We start from the raw sequence: 15911 nt of genomic DNA on the forward strand, positions 1-15911 counted from the left end.
TTGGCAGCGCGACCATGAGTGATTCCTTGCATGCATTTCTTCAGCGGGCCGAGGGCCTGCTGGCCCGGGTGGAGGCCTTGTTGCCGCCGCAATTGAGCGCGCCCGATTGGCAGGCCAGTGTGGCCTTTCGCTATCGCCGCCGCCGCGGCGTGCCGGTGCTGGAACCGGTGCGGCATGCGGCCGCGATTCGCTTGAACGAGTTGCTCGAGGTCGAGGCGCAAAAGCAGCGGCTCTTGCAAAACACCGAGCAATTTGTCAGTGGCCGGCCGGCCAACAATGTGCTGCTGACCGGCGCCCGCGGTACCGGCAAGAGCTCGCTGATCAAGGCCTGTCTGAACGAGTTCGCTGCGCGCGGCCTGCGCCTGATCGAAGTTGATAAGACCGATTTGGTCGACTTACCCGATCTGGTTGACCTGGTGGCTGAGCGGCCCGAACGCTTTGTGATTTTCTGTGATGACCTCAGCTTTGATGAGGGGGAGTTGGGCTACAAGGCGCTGAAGTCGATGCTGGATGGTTCGATTGCGGCCGCCAGTGACAACGTCTTGGTCTATGCCACCAGCAACCGTCGTCACTTGCTGCCTGAACAGATGAAGGACAACCTGGGCTATAAGCACCAGCCCGATGGCGAGGTCCATCCGGGCGAGGCGGTGGAGGAGAAGATCTCCCTGTCCGAACGCTTTGGTCTGTGGCTGAGTTTTTACCCCTTCAGTCAGGACGAATACCTGGCCATTGCCGCTCAGTGGTTGCGTTACTTCGGCCTGGCCGAGGAACTGATCGTCGCGGCGCGGCAGCCCGCCCTGGTCTGGGCCTTGGAGCGCGGCTCGCGCTCAGGTCGCGTCGCCTATCAGTTTGCTCGCGATCTGGCCGGCCGCGGTGCGCTGGAAGCCTTGCCTGTGGCTGTGCCGGACAGCCTGCCGCCGGAGGGCTTGGATCATGTCTGAGGCTCATGCTGCCGCCAGCCCTGGCGATGAGCGCGTGCCGGTCGATGTGGCCGTGGGTGTCTTGGTGGAGCGCGATGCGCAGGGCCAAGAGGGGCGTTTCCTGCTGACCTCGCGTCCCGTGGGCAAGGTCTACGCCGGTTATTGGGAATACCCCGGTGGCAAATTGGAGGCCGGTGAAACGGTCGAGCAGGCGCTGCGCCGCGAGTTGCATGAGGAGTTGGGCATCACGATTGGCGCGGCGCACCCTTGGCAGCAACTGGTGATGGACTATCCCCATGCCCGCGTGCGTCTGCACTTCTGCAAGGTCTTTGAGTGGACCGGCGAATTCGAGATGCGCGAGCAGCAGGCCATGGCTTGGCAGAGCTTGCCGGTCCAGGTGCAGCCGGTGTTGCCGGGGACGATCCCGGTGCTGGATTGGTTTGCCGCCGAACGTGGCTTTGTTGGCGCCACCCACTGTGGCTGAGGCCACTACACTGACGGCCATGGACTGCTTGGATCAAATCAAATGGGACGCCGATGGCCTGCTGCCGGTGATTGCGCAGGAGCGCGACAGCGGCGATGTGGTCATGTTCGCCTGGATGAACCGGGACGCATTGGCGCGCACCATGGCACTGGGCGAAGCCGTGTACTGGAGCCGCTCGCGTGCCAAGCTCTGGCACAAGGGCGAGGAGTCGGGCCACACGCAGACGGTGCATGAAATGCGGCTCGACTGTGACAACGATGTCTTGCTGCTGAAGATCACTCAGAACGGCCATTCACCGGGCATTGCCTGCCACACCGGGCGGCATTCCTGTTTCTATCAGGGCCTTGAAAATGGCGCCTGGGTGGCCGTCGATGCGGTCTTGAAAGACCCCGACCAGATCTACAAATGAGCAGCATTCAGACCATGCCCAGCAATGACATCCTGGCCCGTGTGGCCGCCGTGATCGAATCGCGCAAGCCCGCCAATGGCGGCGACCCTGCCACCAGCTATGTGGCCAAATTGTTTGACAAGGGGCTCGATGCGATCTTGAAGAAGGTGGGCGAAGAAGCCACCGAAACGGTGATGGCCGCCAAGGACGGTGAGCCTCAAAAAGTGCTCTACGAAGTGGCGGATCTGTGGTTTCACAGCCTGATTGCCCTGAGCCATTTCGGCCTCAAGCCCGAGCAAGTGTTGGCCGAGTTGGCCCGGCGCGAGGGCTTGTCGGGCTTGCAAGAGTTCGCGCAGCGCGCGCAGGGCAAAGACAAAACCGCGCAGGAAGAGCCGAATGACTGATCCACGCGGTGAGGTGATCGAGGCCGCTGAGTTGGCCGATCCGCAGCGCCAGCAACACTTGCGCTCGGTCGGCATGCTCAGCTACATCTTGCATGCGGTGGTGGCCATCGGTGCGGTGCTGCCGGGCGTGCAGGCCAGCGTCTTGCTGTTGTTGGTGGCGGTGTTGATCGACTTGGTCAAGCGCAGCGAGGCCGATGGCAGCTGGCAGGCCACGCATTTCAGTTGGCGCCTCAGGTCGGTGGGCTGGGCCGGAGTCTTGTATTTGCTGACTGCACCACTGTGGCTGCTGTTTTTGGTGCCGGGCTGGATCGCCTGGGGCTTGATTTCAATCTGGTTCCTCTACCGCGTGCTGCGCGGCTGGAGCGCCATGAACGCCGGCCGCGCGATGCCGGTTTGATGGGCTTATTCTTGTTTTGAGTGCGGACATGTCACACGATCCCAATTGCCTGTTTTGCAAAATCGTTGCCGGCCAGATTCCCAGCCGCAAGGTCTATGAGGATGAGCATCTGCTGGCCTTCCACGATATCCACCCTTGGGCGCCGGTGCATGTCTTGATCATCCCCAAGCTGCACATCGCCAGCATGGTTGACCTGACCGAAGCGCACGCCCCCATCTTGGGGCAAATGGCCGTGCTGGCGCCGCGCTTGATGCGTGAGTTGGGCGTGACGAATGGCTTTCGCACCGTCATCAATACCGGGCCGGACGGAGGCCAAGAGGTCTATCACCTGCATATGCACGTGATGGGCGGGCCGCGCCCCTGGCTGAAGGGTTGATCTGCGACAAGATGCCGGGGCCGGCAATTGTCATGTGGCAGCACTAGAATGAACGCTTCGATTGCAGGAGAGAAAACATGGGTTCGTTGAGCATTTGGCACTGGCTGATCGTGCTGGTGATTGTGGTGCTGGTCTTTGGCACGAAGAAGCTCAAGAACATCGGCAGTGACCTGGGTGGTGCCGTCAAGGGTTTCAAGGACGGCATGAAGGACGGCAGCGCCGATGCGGCTGCACCGACTCAGCAGGTCAGCAACAAGGCGAGTGACGCCAACACGGTTGACGTTGAGGCCAAGACCAAGTCCTGATGGATTGCCAGTCTGACGCTGCATGATTGATTTTGGTTTTGACAAACTCGCGCTGATCGGCGCGGTGGCGCTGGTCGTCATCGGGCCTGAGCGTCTGCCGCGCGTGGCGCGCACGGTCGGGCATTTGCTCGGCAAGGCGCAGCGCTATGTGTCGGATGTGAAGGCCGAGGTCAGCCGCTCGATCGAGCTGGAAGAGTTGCAGAAGATGAAGACCGAGATGGAGTCGGCGGCGCAGAACATGGCGTCGACGGTTCAGCAAGAGGTCGACACTGCAAGCAAGGCCTTTGATCAAACCTGGGCCGATGTCAGCAATGCTGCCAGCAGCGAAACCAGTTTGAGTGGCTACAGCTATGACAGCAGTGCGTTGCATCCGCCGGTCTACAAGCCGCCCAAGAAAAACTGGCGCTTGAAACGGGGGGCAACGCCGCGTTGGTACAAGCAACGCGAGGGTGTGCGCCGTCATGCTCAGTCCGGTGCGGCCCGTGTGGCGCGTTTTCGCCCTCCATCACTTCGGCCCGGCCGAACGCTCTGAGTCATGAGTCAAACCCCCAAGCCCGACGATGAACTCGCCGGTACCGAACAGCCTTTTGTCTCTCATCTGATCGAGTTGCGCGACCGCTTGGTGCGCGCCGCCATCGCCATTGGCATCTGCTTCGGTGTGCTAGCCATTTATCCGGGGCCATCGGCGCTCTATGACCTGTTGGCCGCGCCGCTGGTGGCGCAGCTGCCACAGGGCTCGACGCTGATCGCCACCAACGTGATCTCGCCCTTTATGGTGCCGCTGAAGATCACTTTGTTGGCGGCTTTTTTGATCGCCTTGCCGGTGGTGCTGTATCAGGTCTGGGCCTTTGTGGCGCCGGGCCTGTACTCGCACGAAAAGCGCCTGATCTTGCCCCTGGTGGTGTCCAGCACCTTGCTGTTTTTCGTCGGTGTGGCTTTTTGCTACTTCTTTGTGTTCGGCCAGGTCTTCAAGTTCATCCAGAGTTTTGCGCCCAAGAGCATCACCGCGGCGCCCGATATTGAGGCCTATCTGAGCTTTGTGATGTCGATGTTCATTGCTTTCGGTGCTGCCTTTGAAGTGCCGGTGGTGGTGGTGGTGCTGGCGCGCATGGGCTTGGTGACGGTCGAGAAGCTGCGCGATTTCCGCGGTTACTTCATCGTTGTGGCCTTCATCATCGCCGCGGTGATCACACCCCCGGATGTGGTGTCGCAGCTGGCGCTGGCGATTCCGATGTGCATCTTGTACGAGCTCGGAGTGTTCGCCGCGGGCTACTTCATCCGCTACTCCAAGGCGCCGGACGAGGGCGCCGAATCGACCTGAGTCAGACAAAACAAACGGCGCCCCGAGGCGCCGTTTGTTTGTCCGCCACTGGTGCCGCGGCGCCTTAGTTGCGCTCCGCTTGCGGCTTGGGGCGCTGTGCCACGGTGATGGCCAACTCCATCTTTTGCGCACCCCGCAAGACCGCCACGGTGGTTGCCGTGTCCGGCTTCAGCGCAGCGACCGCGCTGAGCAATTGCGCCGGTGATTGAATCGTCTGAGTGCCCACCTGGGTCAGCACATCGCCTGGTTTGACGCCGGCCTTGGCGGCCGGCGCATTGGCCAAGACGCCGCTGATCAGCACGCCTTCGCTGACCGGCAGCTTGAAGGCCTCGGCGAACTCGGGCGTCAGCTCGCGGGTTTGCACCCCGATCCAGCCGCGTGCGACCTGGCCGTTCTGCACCAGCGCTTCCATCACCTGGCGGGCCGAGCTGATCGGAATCGCAAATCCAATGCCCAGGCTGCCGCCGCTGCGTGAGTAGATGGCGGTGTTGATGCCGACCAGATTGCCGTCGGCATCGACCAGCGCGCCGCCCGAGTTGCCGGGGTTGATGGCCGCATCGGTCTGGATGAAATTCTCAAAGGTGTTGATGCCCAATTGGCTGCGCCCCAGGGCGCTGACAATGCCGGAGGTGACGGTTTGGCCGACATTGAAGGGGTTGCCTATCGCCAGCACCACATCACCAACGGCCAGGTTATCGACGTTGCCCAGACGTATGACCGGCAGGCGGTCGAGATCAATCTTGAGGACGGCCACATCGCTTTCGGGGTCGGTGCCGACGACGGCAGCCCGGGCCTGGCGGCCATCACTGAGCATGACCTCGATGTCCGACGCACCTTCGATCACGTGGTTGTTGGTCAGCAGGTAGCCGTCGGCGGAGACGATCACGCCCGAACCCAGACCGGTTTGCGGGCTGCTGTCTTCGCTGCGGCCGCGCTTGCCGAAGTGAAATTTGTACCAGGGGTCATTGCCGCCGGCATTGCGTGCCGGCGCCTTGCTGGCGGTGATGCTGACCACCGCGGGCGTGGCGCGCTTGGCGGCCAGGCTGTAGCCGACGCGTGTCGAGCTGGCGGCACTGCCGTTGCCCGCAAGCACCGTCTCGGCCGGGGCCAGCAAGGGCAGTGGTGCGGCCAGGCCGACCCGGGCGTCAGAATGCTGCAGCCAATGCGGTTTCAAGGTGCTGATCACAAACAGCACAGCCAAGCTGACCGTCGTGGCCTGAGCGAAAATCAACCAAAGTCTGCGCACTTCCTATTCCTTCTTTAAGCCGAGCCTCATGACCCATCGTCAAGACATCCAACGCCACCTGAGTCAATTGCTGGAGGTGGATCGGTTCAAGGATTATGGGCCGAACGGTTTGCAGGTAGAGGGTCGAGCCGAGATCAAACATGTCGTTTGTGGGGTGACGGCCAGCCTCGCCCTGATCGAGGCGGCCATTGAGGCCGGGGCCGACGCCATTCTGGTGCACCACGGCCTGTTCTGGCGTGGTCAGGATGGTCGTGTCACCGGTTGGATGAAGCAGCGCTTGGCGCGCCTGCTGCAGGCGGACGTGAATTTGTTTGCCTACCACTTGCCTTTGGATGCGCATGCCGAGTTGGGCAATAACGCGCAACTTGCGCGCAAGCTGGGTTGGCGGGCCGAGGCACGCTTCGGCGAGCAGGAGCTGGGCTTTATTGGGGACTTGCCTGCGGCGCTGAGCCTGGCCGGGCTGGGTGCGCATATCGAGTCGCAGCTGGGGCGCAGCCCGGTCTTGCTGCCCGGTGATGGCCGTGAACTAAAGCGAGTCGCCTGGTGCACCGGCGGTGCGCAAGGTTATTTCGAGGCTGCGATTGCGGCCGGTGCCGATGTCTTCGTGACCGGCGAGGTGTCTGAACCGCAGGCTCATTTGGCAGCCGAGACCGGCGTCGCCTTCATTGCTGCCGGCCACCATGCCACCGAGCGCTATGGCGTGCAGGCCTTGGCGCAGGCCTTGGCGCGCGATCTGGGCGTCAGCCAGCAGTTCATCGAAATCGAGAATCCCGCATGAGTCACCTCGAGCCGGGTCTGCTGTTGTTGACGATGGGCGATGTCTGCGGCATCGGCCCCGAAATTCTGGCGGCAGCTTTGGCGGTCGAGGGCGACCGGCGGCTGTGCGTGGTCGGAGACGTAGCGGTGATGCGGCGTGCCGTTCGTCTGGCGGGCTTACAACTGCCGGTGCTGCGCTTGGACTTGCCCAGCGACTTGGACGCTATGAACAATTTGCCACCGCGCTGTCTGCCGGTCTGGCAGCCCGAGGGCCTGGCGCCGGATTTGTTGGATTGCCCGATCGGCCAGATCGACGCTCGAGCCGGTGCGGCTGCGGCCCATTGCATTGCCGCGGCGGTACGCTTGATTCAAACCGGCGGTGCGGCTGGCGTGGTGACGGCGCCCATCCACAAAGAGGCGCTGCATGCGGCCGGGGTCGATTTCCCGGGCCACACCGAGATGCTGCAGGCGCTGGCGGCGGGCGAGGGAGAGCCGCTGCCGGTGCGCATGATGCTGGCCAACGAGGAGTTGCGCACGGTGTTGGTGACGATTCATTGTTCCTTGCGACAGGCCATCGAGCAAATCAGTTGCGCCAATGTGCTGGAGACGTTGCGCATCGCCGCGGCGGCGCTGCAGCGCTTCGGCATCGCCAAGCCGCGCATCGCGGTGGCCGGGCTGAACCCGCATGCGGGGGAGGGCGGCTTGTTCGGCGATGAAGAGATCTTGCATATTGCGCCGGCCATCGCCCTGGCGCGCGCCGAGGGCATCGATGTCCGCGGGCCGTTCGCGCCGGACACGGTGTTCATGCGCGCGCGGCACGCGCCGGGCCACCCCGGCGAGTTCGATCTGGTGGTGGCCATGACCCATGATCACGGGCTGATCCCGGTCAAGTATTTGGGCGTTGAGCAGGGCGTCAATGTGACGCTGGGCCTGCCTTTTGTGCGCACCAGCCCGGACCACGGCACGGCCTTTGATCTGGCGGGCAGCGGCCGCGCCGATCCGTCCAGCCTGCGCGCCGCCATTCGCATGGCGCGGCGTTTATTGGGCTAAATCGGCCCGAGTCAGCCGGCCTTGCTGCCCAGCGCCGCCAACTGCTTGCGGGCGCGCGCAATGGCGCGCTCCATCAGGTAGGCATTCTCAAAGGCGCGCATGCGCTTGGATTCACACAGACGCTTGAGCATGCGCGCCGTCATGGTGACGGTTTCCTGATGCTTGGCGCCCTGGGTGAAGATGAAGAAGCTGCGGCCGGCGCTGATATGGGCCAGACGCACCTTGTGCCAAGCCTCTTCCCCCTTGTTGCCGGTGTACATCTGGTAGGCGAAGCCGAGTTGCAGGTGCTCGATCAGCAACTCGCCTTCACTGGGCTCGGGGGCCTCGGTCGCGGCGGGCAATCCTTCGATGCTGATGTCCACCGCTTGCAGCGGTGCTTCGGCACTCAGGTCGATGTCGATCTCGCCGTTCCAGTTCACGCCCGATTCGTTGATCAGCCCGAGGCTCTTGGCCTCGGCGGCCGAGAGGCGCTCGCCCAAGTCGAGGTCCGGCGGCAGGCTGGTGGCGGCCTCGCTGCCCAGGTCTTGTTCGGTAGGCGGTGCGCAGCCAAAGACACCTTCCAACTGCTTGATCAACAGATTGGTTTCCAAGGCGCTGAGGGCCTGGCCTTTCAGTGATTCGGCGTGCGCCGGCAACAGCAGGGCAAAGAATTTCTTGCGTGCCGGCTCGGGCCAGGCAATCAGGTCCAGCCCTTCATTGAGAGTGCGCATCAGCGTCGGCAATTGGCCCAAAAAGGCTTGCCTTTGGGCGCTGCCGGCCTTCGGTTGCACGCTCATTACCAGATCACGGCCGAACTCGCGGATGCGCTGGGTACGCTCCTCGGCGCCGCTGGTGTCGCGCGTAACCAGCACGATGGCCTGGCTCCAGACCTGGGCGAGGAAGTCGCGAATGAAGTCCGGCATTGGCACCGGAGCCAGCGCCGCTTGCATTTGCTGCGCATAGCGTTGCTGCAAGCGCAGGTCGACCTCCTTGCGGGCCAAGAGGCTGGCGGCGTCGACCTGGTTGGCCAAGGCATTGGCGCTCAGTGTGCGGGCGACCTGCTCGTTGATGAAGGCCTCGAGGGCATCCAACTTGCCCTCGTACACATCCATGCGATCGAAGTCGCCGTTGGCCACGTCTTGCACCAGATCGCGCACATGGGCCAGGAAGGCGCGACCGGGGTCCTCGCTGAAATCCTCAAAGGCGCAGGCCAGCGAGGCCATGCGGTTGATGAAGCTGCGCACCGGGTGGCGCCGCGAGGAGAAGAAGGTCGGGTCGCCCAGCGCCGCACGCAAGACCGGCAACTGCAGGCGGGCCAGCAGGCGCGCCATTTGCGGGGGCACCTTCGGGTCGGACAGGACCTGATCAAACAGGCTGCTGACGACGTCGATCACCATGTGGTCGAGCCGGCCGGTGGCGGCCTGACGCAACTCATCACGGTGCTGGTGAATCAGATTGGGTGGGGCGACGCCATGCCAGTGCGGTGCACTGAAATCTTCGACCCACTCGGTCGCAGCGCCAGACAAAGCGCCGGGCTGTGAATAGCCGAAGTCGCCATGCGCCTGCGCGCCCGCCCCAAATCCGCCTTCGGGCGAGGTATTCGGCGCGAAGCCCTGGCCGGGTGCTTGATGGGCCAAGCGGCGCAGCAGGTCCATCAGTTGCGCATCGACCGCGCCCATGCCGCCGGCTGCTTGTTGACCATAGCCGCCATGACTTCCATGGCCGCCCTGTTCAGGGCCTTGTAGTGAGCCCCAGCCAGATGCGTGGCCACCCGGTGGGTGTCCGAATGCGCCACTTGCGCCGGCGGAGCCGCCGGCAAAGCGCCCACCCATGGCGGCGCTACGTGGGCCGTGGTCGGCCAACTCTCCGGCCATGCTGTGACCGGATAGCGCTTGCGAGCGGGTGGAGTAGCCATGAGCGCCGGAGCCCGAGTCGTGCGCACGTACACGCAGGTCTTGCGGGCGCAGGCCGCGGTTGCGAAAGAGCTCGGCGATGTCGGCGTAACAGGCGCGCATTTCCAGCGCGAGCGCGCGGGTCAACTCGTCGATCAGGATTTGTCGCGTTTCGGTGTCTTCGCTGACCGCGTGCACCGCGGCCAGCAGCGCTTGGCCGATCAACTCGGGTCGCAGCGGGTTGCGCTCACCGCTGCTGAGGCCAAAGATATAAGACTCGACCTCGCGCAATTCCCATTCGCTTTGGTGGCCAATCGCCAAGCCGATCCGGTCTGCCACGACCAGCGCATCGACTTGGTCGTCTTCCATCAGCGACAACTCGCCCCAGTCTTTTTTCTTGGCACCGGCTGTTTCAGTCGTCTTGTCGGCTTGTTCTTGCAGCAAATGGCTGCGCAGATGCTGGTGAAACTGTTGGCCGAACAAGGCCTGTTGCTTGCGAAACAAAAACTGCGCGGCGAGCAAGGCGTCTCTGCGCTTGGCTTGACCGGCGGACAAGGCCGACAAGCCCAAACCCTCGGCGCAGCGCTCGGCCGCCTGTTCGGCTGCCGTACGAATGCGCTGGACGGCGGCGTCCAGGTGAGGGTTTAGTTTGATATCGGGCGAATTCATGGTCGCAAAACACAGCGCTGTAGCTTGATTACCACAGTCTATACAGCCTCTAGTATCAGGCCAAAGCGGCCGACCGCTTGCGAGCAAACCCGCGGCCAGTCCTCAGGGCCGCCAAATAGCTAACGACTTGCCAAAGCGTAACTTTTGCTTACAGCCGACCCCGTGAGTCCCTTGCTGGCTTCGGCGGGGTCGGTCTGGTTCGTTTAGCGCTTCAGCGAATCGCGGATTTCACGCAGCAGCACGATGTCTTCGGGCGTGGCTGGCGCTTCAGCGACCGGCGCCGGTTCGCTGCGCTTGAGGCGGTTGATCTGCTTGATCATCATGAAAATGATGAAGGCCAGAATGATGAAATTGAGCAGCACGGTGAGGAAGCTGCCATAGGCAAACAGCGGCACGCCGGCCTTGGTCAGGGCTTCATAGGTCATCGGGCCCTTGAAGTCTGCCGGCGGGTTGGACAGCAGCACGAAGTAGTTCGAAAAGTCCAGGCCGCCCACCACCTTGCCAACCAGGGGCATGATCAGGTCTTTGACAACCGAGTCAACGATCTTGCCAAATGCGCCGCCAATGATGACGCCGACCGCCAAGTCGACCACATTACCTTTGACGGCAAATTCCTTGAATTCTGACAAAACAGACATTTATCGCTCCGAATTTTGGCTCGTGGCCGGTGGTTTGTTTTCAAGTCACCCGATAAAAGCATGCATTCAATGATGCCGGGCACCAGAAGGTGAGTAAAACGCCGATATTGTGGTGTCAAAATGCGCCGGCAGGATGAAGCCGGTCAGAAGAGTCGGTGTCGTCCGTTAGAATCCCGGGTTGCCCCCGATCAGAAGTCTCGTTTGAGGATGCTCATGAGTGACCAGCAAGTGGACCACGGCAAGCGTACCTGGCTCATCGCCACAGGATGCGCAGGTGCCGTTGGCGGCGTTGCCACCGCCGTACCTTTCGTCAGTACTTTTTCGCCATCCGAACGCGCTAAAGCCGCCGGTGCCGCGGTGGAAGTCGATATCAGTACCATCAAGCCCGGCGAGAAATTGACCGTGGAATGGCGCGGTAAGCCTGTTTGGATCGTGCGTCGCACGCCCGAGCAATTGGCAGCCATGAAGGGCACGGAAGGCCAATTGGCCGACCCGATGTCCGACCGCAAGGCTTATCCGACACCGGAATACGCCAAGAACGAAAACCGTTCGATCAAGCCCGAGTATTTTGTTGGTGTGGGCATCTGCTCGCACCTGGGTTGCTCGCCGAGCGACAAATTCCAGGCCGGCCCGCAGCCTTCGCTGCCGGACGACTGGCATGGCGGCTTCCTGTGCCCTTGCCATGGTTCGACCTTCGACCTGGCGGGCCGCGTGTTCAAGAACAAGCCGGCGCCCGATAACCTGGAAGTGCCTCCGCATATGTATCTGTCCGACACCAAGCTCATCATTGGTGAAGACAAGAAGGCCTGATTTTCAACAATCAGACCCAACAAGGCTAAAGGACAGAGGTCAATATGGCTGCTGAATTCAAAGAAGCTCCCGCAGGCGCACCCTTGGGCGAAAAGCTCCTGACTTGGGTGGACAGCCGCTTCCCGGCGAGCAAGCTCTACAAAGAACATCTGTCGGAGTACTACGCTCCGAAGAACTTCAACTGGTGGTACATCTTCGGTTCGCTGGCGCTGTTGGTGCTGGTGATCCAAATCGTCACCGGCATCTTCCTGGTGATGCACTACAAGCCGGACGCAGCGCTGGCTTTTGCTTCGGTTGAGTACATCATGCGTGATGTGCCCTGGGGCTGGCTGATCCGCTACATGCACTCGACGGGCGCTTCGGCCTTCTTCGTGGTGGTGTATCTGCACATGTTCCGTGGTCTGCTCTACGGTTCTTATCGCAAGCCGCGTGAGCTGGTTTGGGTGTTTGGTTGCGGCATTTTCTTGTGCCTGATGGCCGAAGCCTTCATGGGCTATCTGCTGCCTTGGGGCCAAATGTCCTACTGGGGCGCCCAGGTGATCGTGAACCTGTTTGCTGCCGTGCCTTTCGTCGGTCCTGACCTGGCTCTGCTGATCCGCGGTGACTTCGTTGTGGGTGATGCCACGCTGAATCGCTTCTTCAGCTTCCACGTGATCGCTGTGCCGCTGGTGCTTTTGGGTCTGGTCGTTGCGCACATCATCGCCTTGCACGAAGTGGGTTCGAACAACCCCGATGGCGTTGAAATCAAGGGCCCCAAGGCTCCCAAGGATGCTGCCGGCCACCCGCTCGACGGCGTGCCTTTCCACCCCTACTACACGGTGCACGACATCTATGGTGTCTGCCTGTTCCTGATGGTGTTCACCTCCATCATCTTCTTTGCACCTGAGTTGGGTGGTTACTTCCTCGAGTACAACAACTTCATCCCGGCCGACCCGCTGAAGACGCCTGCGCACATTGCGCCGGTCTGGTACTTCACGCCGTTCTATTCGATGCTGCGCGCCACGACCGACACCATGGTCAATGTGTTGGTGGTCATCGTTGGTCTGGGTGCTGTGTTGACGGCTCTGAAAGGTAGCTTCAACGGCAAGGCCAAGTTGGCGGTGCTGGTGATTGCTGCTGCTGCTTGCTTCATGCTGAAGATCTTCGACGCGAAGTTCTGGGGCGTGGTGGTGATGGGTGGTGCGGTCGTGATTCTGTTCTTCTTGCCATGGCTGGATCACAGCCCGGTCAAGTCGATCCGCTATCGCCCGGACTGGCACAAGTATGTCTACACCGTCTTCGTGGTGTTCTTCCTGGTGCTGGGCTATCTGGGCATTCAGCCGCCGACCGATGCTGGCACCCTGGTGTCGCAGGTTGGAACCCTGTTCTATTTCGGCTTCTTCCTCCTGATGCCTTGGTGGAGCAAGCTGGGTACGCCCAAGGCCGTGCCTGACCGCGTGACCTTCCACGCCCACTGAAGCCGGGAGTCAACAGAATGAAAAAACTGATCTCTAAGGTGCTGGCCAGCTTGCTGATCGGCTTGAGTCTGGCTTCCGGAGCGCAAGCTTCCGGAGGTGGCATCGAGTGGGACAAGTTCCCCAAGGAAAAGATGCAGGACATGGCGGCCTTGCAGAATGGCGCCAAGCTGTTCGTCAATTACTGCCTGAACTGCCACTCGGCCGCCTTCATGCGCTACAACCGCATGCGCGACTTGGGCTTGACCGACATTCAGATCAAGAACAACCTGATGTTTGCCGCCGAGAAGGTTGGCGACACGATGAAGGTGTCGCTTGATCCTAAGCAGGCCAAGGACTGGTTTGGGGCAACGCCGCCTGATCTGACCGTGATCGCACGCTCGCGTGCCGATGGTTCCAAGGGTTCGGGTGCGGATTATCTGTACACCTATCTGCGCAGCTACTACCGCGACGAAACCAAGGCGACCGGCTGGAACAACCTGGCTTTCCCAAGTGTGGCCATGCCACATGTGCTGTGGGAATTGCAAGGTCAGCGCGCTGCCAAGTTTGCTGAGGAAACCGACCCGCATGACCACAGCAAGACGGTCCATGTCTTCAAGGGTTACGAGCAGTTGACCCCTGGCTCGCTGGATGCGCGCCAATATGACAGCGCCGTGGCCGACTTGGTGGCTTACCTGCAGTGGATGGGCGAGCCCGCCCAAGCGCAGCGCTTCCGCCTTGGCGTGATGGTTCTGCTGTTCTTGCTCGTGTTCACCGTGTTTGCTTGGCGCTTGAATGCGTCTTATTGGAAAGACGTGAAGTAAGCACTTCGGAGACCCGGTTTCGGCCGGGCCCAGAACGCAGTGGGATGCTTGAAAAGCCTCCCGCTGCGTTTGCGTTTTGAGCGTTCCGACACTGAGCTTGGGACGCAGCCGTTTTTTCTCACCCCTTCGGGAGCCTGCCGCCATGATGGTGCTTTATTCTGGAACCACCTGCCCTTACTCGCATCGCTGCCGCTTCGTGCTGTTCGAAAAGGGTATGGATTTTGAAATCCGCGATGTGGACTTGTTCGCCAAGCCCGAAGACATCGCCCTGATGAACCCGTACAACGAAGTGCCGATTCTGGTCGAACGCGACCTGATTCTGTATGAGTCGCACATCATCAACGAATACATCGATGAGCGCTTCCCGCACCCGCAACTGATGCCCGGCGACCCGGTAGCGCGTGCACGCGTGCGCCTGTTCCTGCTCAATTTCGAGAAGGAATTGTTCGCTCATGTGAACGTGCTGGAAGGCCGTAGCCAGAGCGTCAAGGCGACCGACAAGCAATTGGAAAAGGCTCGCTCGCAAATTCGCGACCGCCTGACTCAATTGGCACCGATCTTCTTGAAGAACAAGTACATGCTCGGCGACGACTTCTCGATGCTGGACGTGGCGATTGCTCCGCTGCTGTGGCGTTTGGATTACTACGGCATTGACATGTCGAAGAACGCCTTGCCGCTGCTGAAGTACGCTGAGCGCATCTTCTCGCGCCCGGCCTATATCGAAGCGTTGACGCCGTCCGAAAAGGTCATGCGCAAGTAAGCGTTCGCGATAGCAGTAGTAGGCAAGCTCCAGCATGGAACAAAGCAGCGACAAGACCGGGGCAGGCAGCCCGTCGACCCGGCCTTATCTGATTCGCGCCTTGCACGATTGGTGCACGGACAATGGCTTCACGCCCTATATCGCGGTGCATGTGGATCGTTTCGTTCAAGTGCCGATGGAATACGTCAGCAATAACGAAATCGTTCTGAATGTTGGCTTTGACGCGACCAGCAGCCTTGATCTTGGCAATGAACTGATCCAGTTCAAGGCTAGATTTGGCGGCACGGCGCGTGAAATCATCGTGCCCGTCGATCATGTCGTGGCGATCTATGCCCGCGAGAATGGCCAGGGCATGGCGTTTCCTGCGCCTGAGGCTCAAACGTTGGGTGACAAGCCTGCAACTGAGGCCGCCACGTCGGGCTCTGCGGCCGCTTCGATCGAGGGTGCAAGCCCTGCGGTTGAAGCGCGGGCCAATCCATTGCGGGCGCTTCGTTTGGCGCCAGCATCTGAGGCGGGTGAGACCGCGTCTCCAACTGCTGTGCCGCAGTCGCCAAGCGGCGCTTCAGGCGAGTCGAACACCCCAGCAGGGGACGATGAACCCGAAGGTCCGGCGCCTGGAACAGGTCGCCCGACATTAAAACGGGTCAAGTAGTCTGGATTGTTGAAAATTTCAGGCTATACTAGCGGACTAGTGTCGCCGGCTTAGCTCAGTTGGTAGAGCAACCGCCTTGTAAGCGGTAGGTCATCAGTTCGAATCCGATAGCCGGCACCAAAGTTTGAAAATACCGCCTCCAGGCGGTATTTTTTTGCCCGTTTCTTTCCTGCCTTGTTTTTGCATTGGCCTGTGCGGCGTGAAGAAGCGCGGGGTCGGGAGCGACTACCTCGTTTGCACCTTGATTCGGACCTTGGCGGGCTGTAAGCCGGACTCCTCTAGCGAGGCCTCTAGGCGGGGTTGCAATTGCCGTAGTTTGGCCGCAACCGCAGCGTTGTCGGCCAGCAAGCTCCAGCCTTCCTCGTCGACCGGGCCCGGGCGAACAAAACGCGCCAAAGCGCCCGGCAGACAGGGCTTGATCAAATCCATGCGCCGATTCGACTCCATCAGCAACATACCCAGCCGTGCCAGCCCATCGTGCTGGCGCAAAGCTTGAGCAATTGGCAAGGGATCCGGAACTTGCCGCTTCGGGGTGGGGGCGGGTTTGTAACGTGGCGCGGAGTTCATGGGATGCAGTGTAGTGGGCCGCTGCAAGCAGCTTCCCTGG

General features: G+C 61.3%; 20 protein-coding genes and 1 tRNA gene. 17 read left to right on the forward strand and 4 right to left on the reverse strand.

The features are described from left to right. Positions 1-14: 14 nt before the first annotated feature. From WG899_RS13545 to tatC, 9 genes are all read left to right on the forward strand, one after another. A complete protein-coding gene (locus tag WG899_RS13545) occupies positions 15-941 on the forward strand; it encodes an ATP-binding protein (protein ID WP_339596184.1) in 927 nt (308 codons plus the stop codon). Then, positions 934-1404: an NUDIX domain-containing protein gene (locus tag WG899_RS13550; protein ID WP_339596185.1), complete on the forward strand. Its 471-nt coding sequence runs from the start codon at positions 934-936 to the stop codon at positions 1402-1404. The genes WG899_RS13545 and WG899_RS13550 overlap by 8 nt, the downstream gene beginning before the upstream one ends. Positions 1405-1423: 19 nt before the next feature. Continuing rightward, the gene (gene hisI, locus WG899_RS13555; RefSeq protein ID WP_444718848.1) at positions 1424-1813 is read left to right on the forward strand and encodes a phosphoribosyl-AMP cyclohydrolase; all 390 of its coding nucleotides are present in this window, start codon (positions 1424-1426) and stop codon (positions 1811-1813) included. Continuing rightward, complete coding sequence (locus WG899_RS13560) at positions 1810-2196, forward strand: phosphoribosyl-ATP diphosphatase (protein ID WP_339596186.1); 387 nt, start codon at positions 1810-1812, stop codon at positions 2194-2196. Before hisI ends, WG899_RS13560 begins: the two co-directional genes overlap by 4 nt. Next, positions 2189-2593, forward strand: coding sequence for a DUF4870 family protein (locus WG899_RS13565; RefSeq protein ID WP_339596187.1), 405 nt, complete (start codon positions 2189-2191; stop codon positions 2591-2593). Before WG899_RS13560 ends, WG899_RS13565 begins: the two co-directional genes overlap by 8 nt. A gap of 28 nt (positions 2594-2621) precedes the next feature. Continuing rightward, the gene (locus WG899_RS13570; RefSeq protein WP_339596188.1) at positions 2622-2969 is read left to right on the forward strand and encodes a histidine triad nucleotide-binding protein; all 348 of its coding nucleotides are present in this window, start codon (positions 2622-2624) and stop codon (positions 2967-2969) included. A gap of 77 nt (positions 2970-3046) precedes the next feature. Further along, positions 3047-3274, forward strand: a complete 228-nt coding sequence (gene tatA, locus WG899_RS13575; RefSeq protein WP_339596189.1) for a Sec-independent protein translocase subunit TatA — start codon at positions 3047-3049, stop codon at positions 3272-3274. A gap of 22 nt (positions 3275-3296) precedes the next feature. Beyond that, positions 3297-3806: a Sec-independent protein translocase protein TatB gene (gene tatB, locus WG899_RS13580; RefSeq protein ID WP_339596190.1), complete on the forward strand. Its 510-nt coding sequence runs from the start codon at positions 3297-3299 to the stop codon at positions 3804-3806. A gap of 3 nt (positions 3807-3809) precedes the next feature. After that, positions 3810-4595 carry a twin-arginine translocase subunit TatC gene (gene tatC / locus WG899_RS13585; RefSeq protein ID WP_339596191.1) on the forward strand — a complete coding sequence of 262 codons (786 nt, stop codon included), beginning with the start codon at positions 3810-3812 and terminating at the stop codon, positions 4593-4595. Between the two features lie 64 nt (positions 4596-4659). Here the strand turns inward: tatC and WG899_RS13590 are convergent, their stop codons facing one another. Next, on the reverse strand, positions 4660-5841 hold the full coding sequence (locus WG899_RS13590) for a trypsin-like peptidase domain-containing protein (RefSeq protein WP_339596192.1): 1182 nt from the start codon (positions 5839-5841) through the stop codon (positions 4660-4662). A 28-nt stretch (positions 5842-5869) separates the two neighbouring features. On the opposite strand from WG899_RS13590, the gene WG899_RS13595 reads away from it, so the two are divergent. Both WG899_RS13595 and pdxA read left to right on the forward strand, forming a co-directional pair. Beyond that, on the forward strand, positions 5870-6619 hold the full coding sequence (locus WG899_RS13595; protein WP_339596193.1) for a Nif3-like dinuclear metal center hexameric protein: 750 nt from the start codon (positions 5870-5872) through the stop codon (positions 6617-6619). Beyond that, positions 6616-7647: a 4-hydroxythreonine-4-phosphate dehydrogenase PdxA gene (gene pdxA / locus WG899_RS13600; protein ID WP_339596194.1), complete on the forward strand. Its 1032-nt coding sequence runs from the start codon at positions 6616-6618 to the stop codon at positions 7645-7647. The genes WG899_RS13595 and pdxA overlap by 4 nt, the downstream gene beginning before the upstream one ends. 11 nt (positions 7648-7658) lie before the next feature. Here pdxA and WG899_RS13605 read toward each other — a convergent pair whose 3' ends face one another. Together WG899_RS13605 and mscL are read right to left on the reverse strand one after the other, a co-directional pair. After that, positions 7659-10187: a DUF1631 family protein gene (locus tag WG899_RS13605; protein WP_339596195.1), complete on the reverse strand. Its 2529-nt coding sequence runs from the start codon at positions 10185-10187 to the stop codon at positions 7659-7661. A gap of 203 nt (positions 10188-10390) precedes the next feature. Further along, positions 10391-10825: a large conductance mechanosensitive channel protein MscL gene (mscL, locus tag WG899_RS13610; protein WP_339596196.1), complete on the reverse strand. Its 435-nt coding sequence runs from the start codon at positions 10823-10825 to the stop codon at positions 10391-10393. 213 nt (positions 10826-11038) lie between these two features. Here mscL and petA point away from each other — a divergent pair, with 213 nt between their 5' ends. From petA to WG899_RS13640, 6 genes are all read left to right on the forward strand, one after another. Further along, positions 11039-11635, forward strand: coding sequence for a ubiquinol-cytochrome c reductase iron-sulfur subunit (gene petA, locus WG899_RS13615; RefSeq protein ID WP_339596197.1), 597 nt, complete (start codon positions 11039-11041; stop codon positions 11633-11635). A gap of 44 nt (positions 11636-11679) precedes the next feature. Further along, positions 11680-13092, forward strand: a complete 1413-nt coding sequence (locus tag WG899_RS13620) for a cytochrome b (protein ID WP_339596198.1) — start codon at positions 11680-11682, stop codon at positions 13090-13092. A gap of 17 nt (positions 13093-13109) precedes the next feature. Further along, on the forward strand, positions 13110-13892 hold the full coding sequence (locus WG899_RS13625) for a cytochrome c1 (protein ID WP_339596199.1): 783 nt from the start codon (positions 13110-13112) through the stop codon (positions 13890-13892). A 142-nt stretch (positions 13893-14034) separates the two neighbouring features. Continuing rightward, on the forward strand, positions 14035-14652 hold the full coding sequence (locus WG899_RS13630) for a glutathione S-transferase N-terminal domain-containing protein (protein ID WP_263537350.1): 618 nt from the start codon (positions 14035-14037) through the stop codon (positions 14650-14652). Between the two features lie 34 nt (positions 14653-14686). Further along, positions 14687-15304, forward strand: a complete 618-nt coding sequence (locus WG899_RS13635; protein WP_339596200.1) for a ClpXP protease specificity-enhancing factor — start codon at positions 14687-14689, stop codon at positions 15302-15304. 44 nt (positions 15305-15348) lie between these two features. Beyond that, positions 15349-15424, forward strand: a tRNA-Thr gene (locus WG899_RS13640). Between the two features lie 105 nt (positions 15425-15529). Here WG899_RS13640 and WG899_RS13645 read toward each other — a convergent pair. Beyond that, positions 15530-15871, reverse strand: coding sequence for a hypothetical protein (locus tag WG899_RS13645; protein WP_339596201.1), 342 nt, complete (start codon positions 15869-15871; stop codon positions 15530-15532). Positions 15872-15911: the final 40 nt, after the last annotated feature.

It is taken from the genome of Paucibacter hankyongi (assembly GCF_037482915.1).
GTDB classification, from domain to species: Bacteria; Pseudomonadota; Gammaproteobacteria; order Burkholderiales; family Burkholderiaceae_C; genus Paucibacter_A; species Paucibacter_A hankyongi.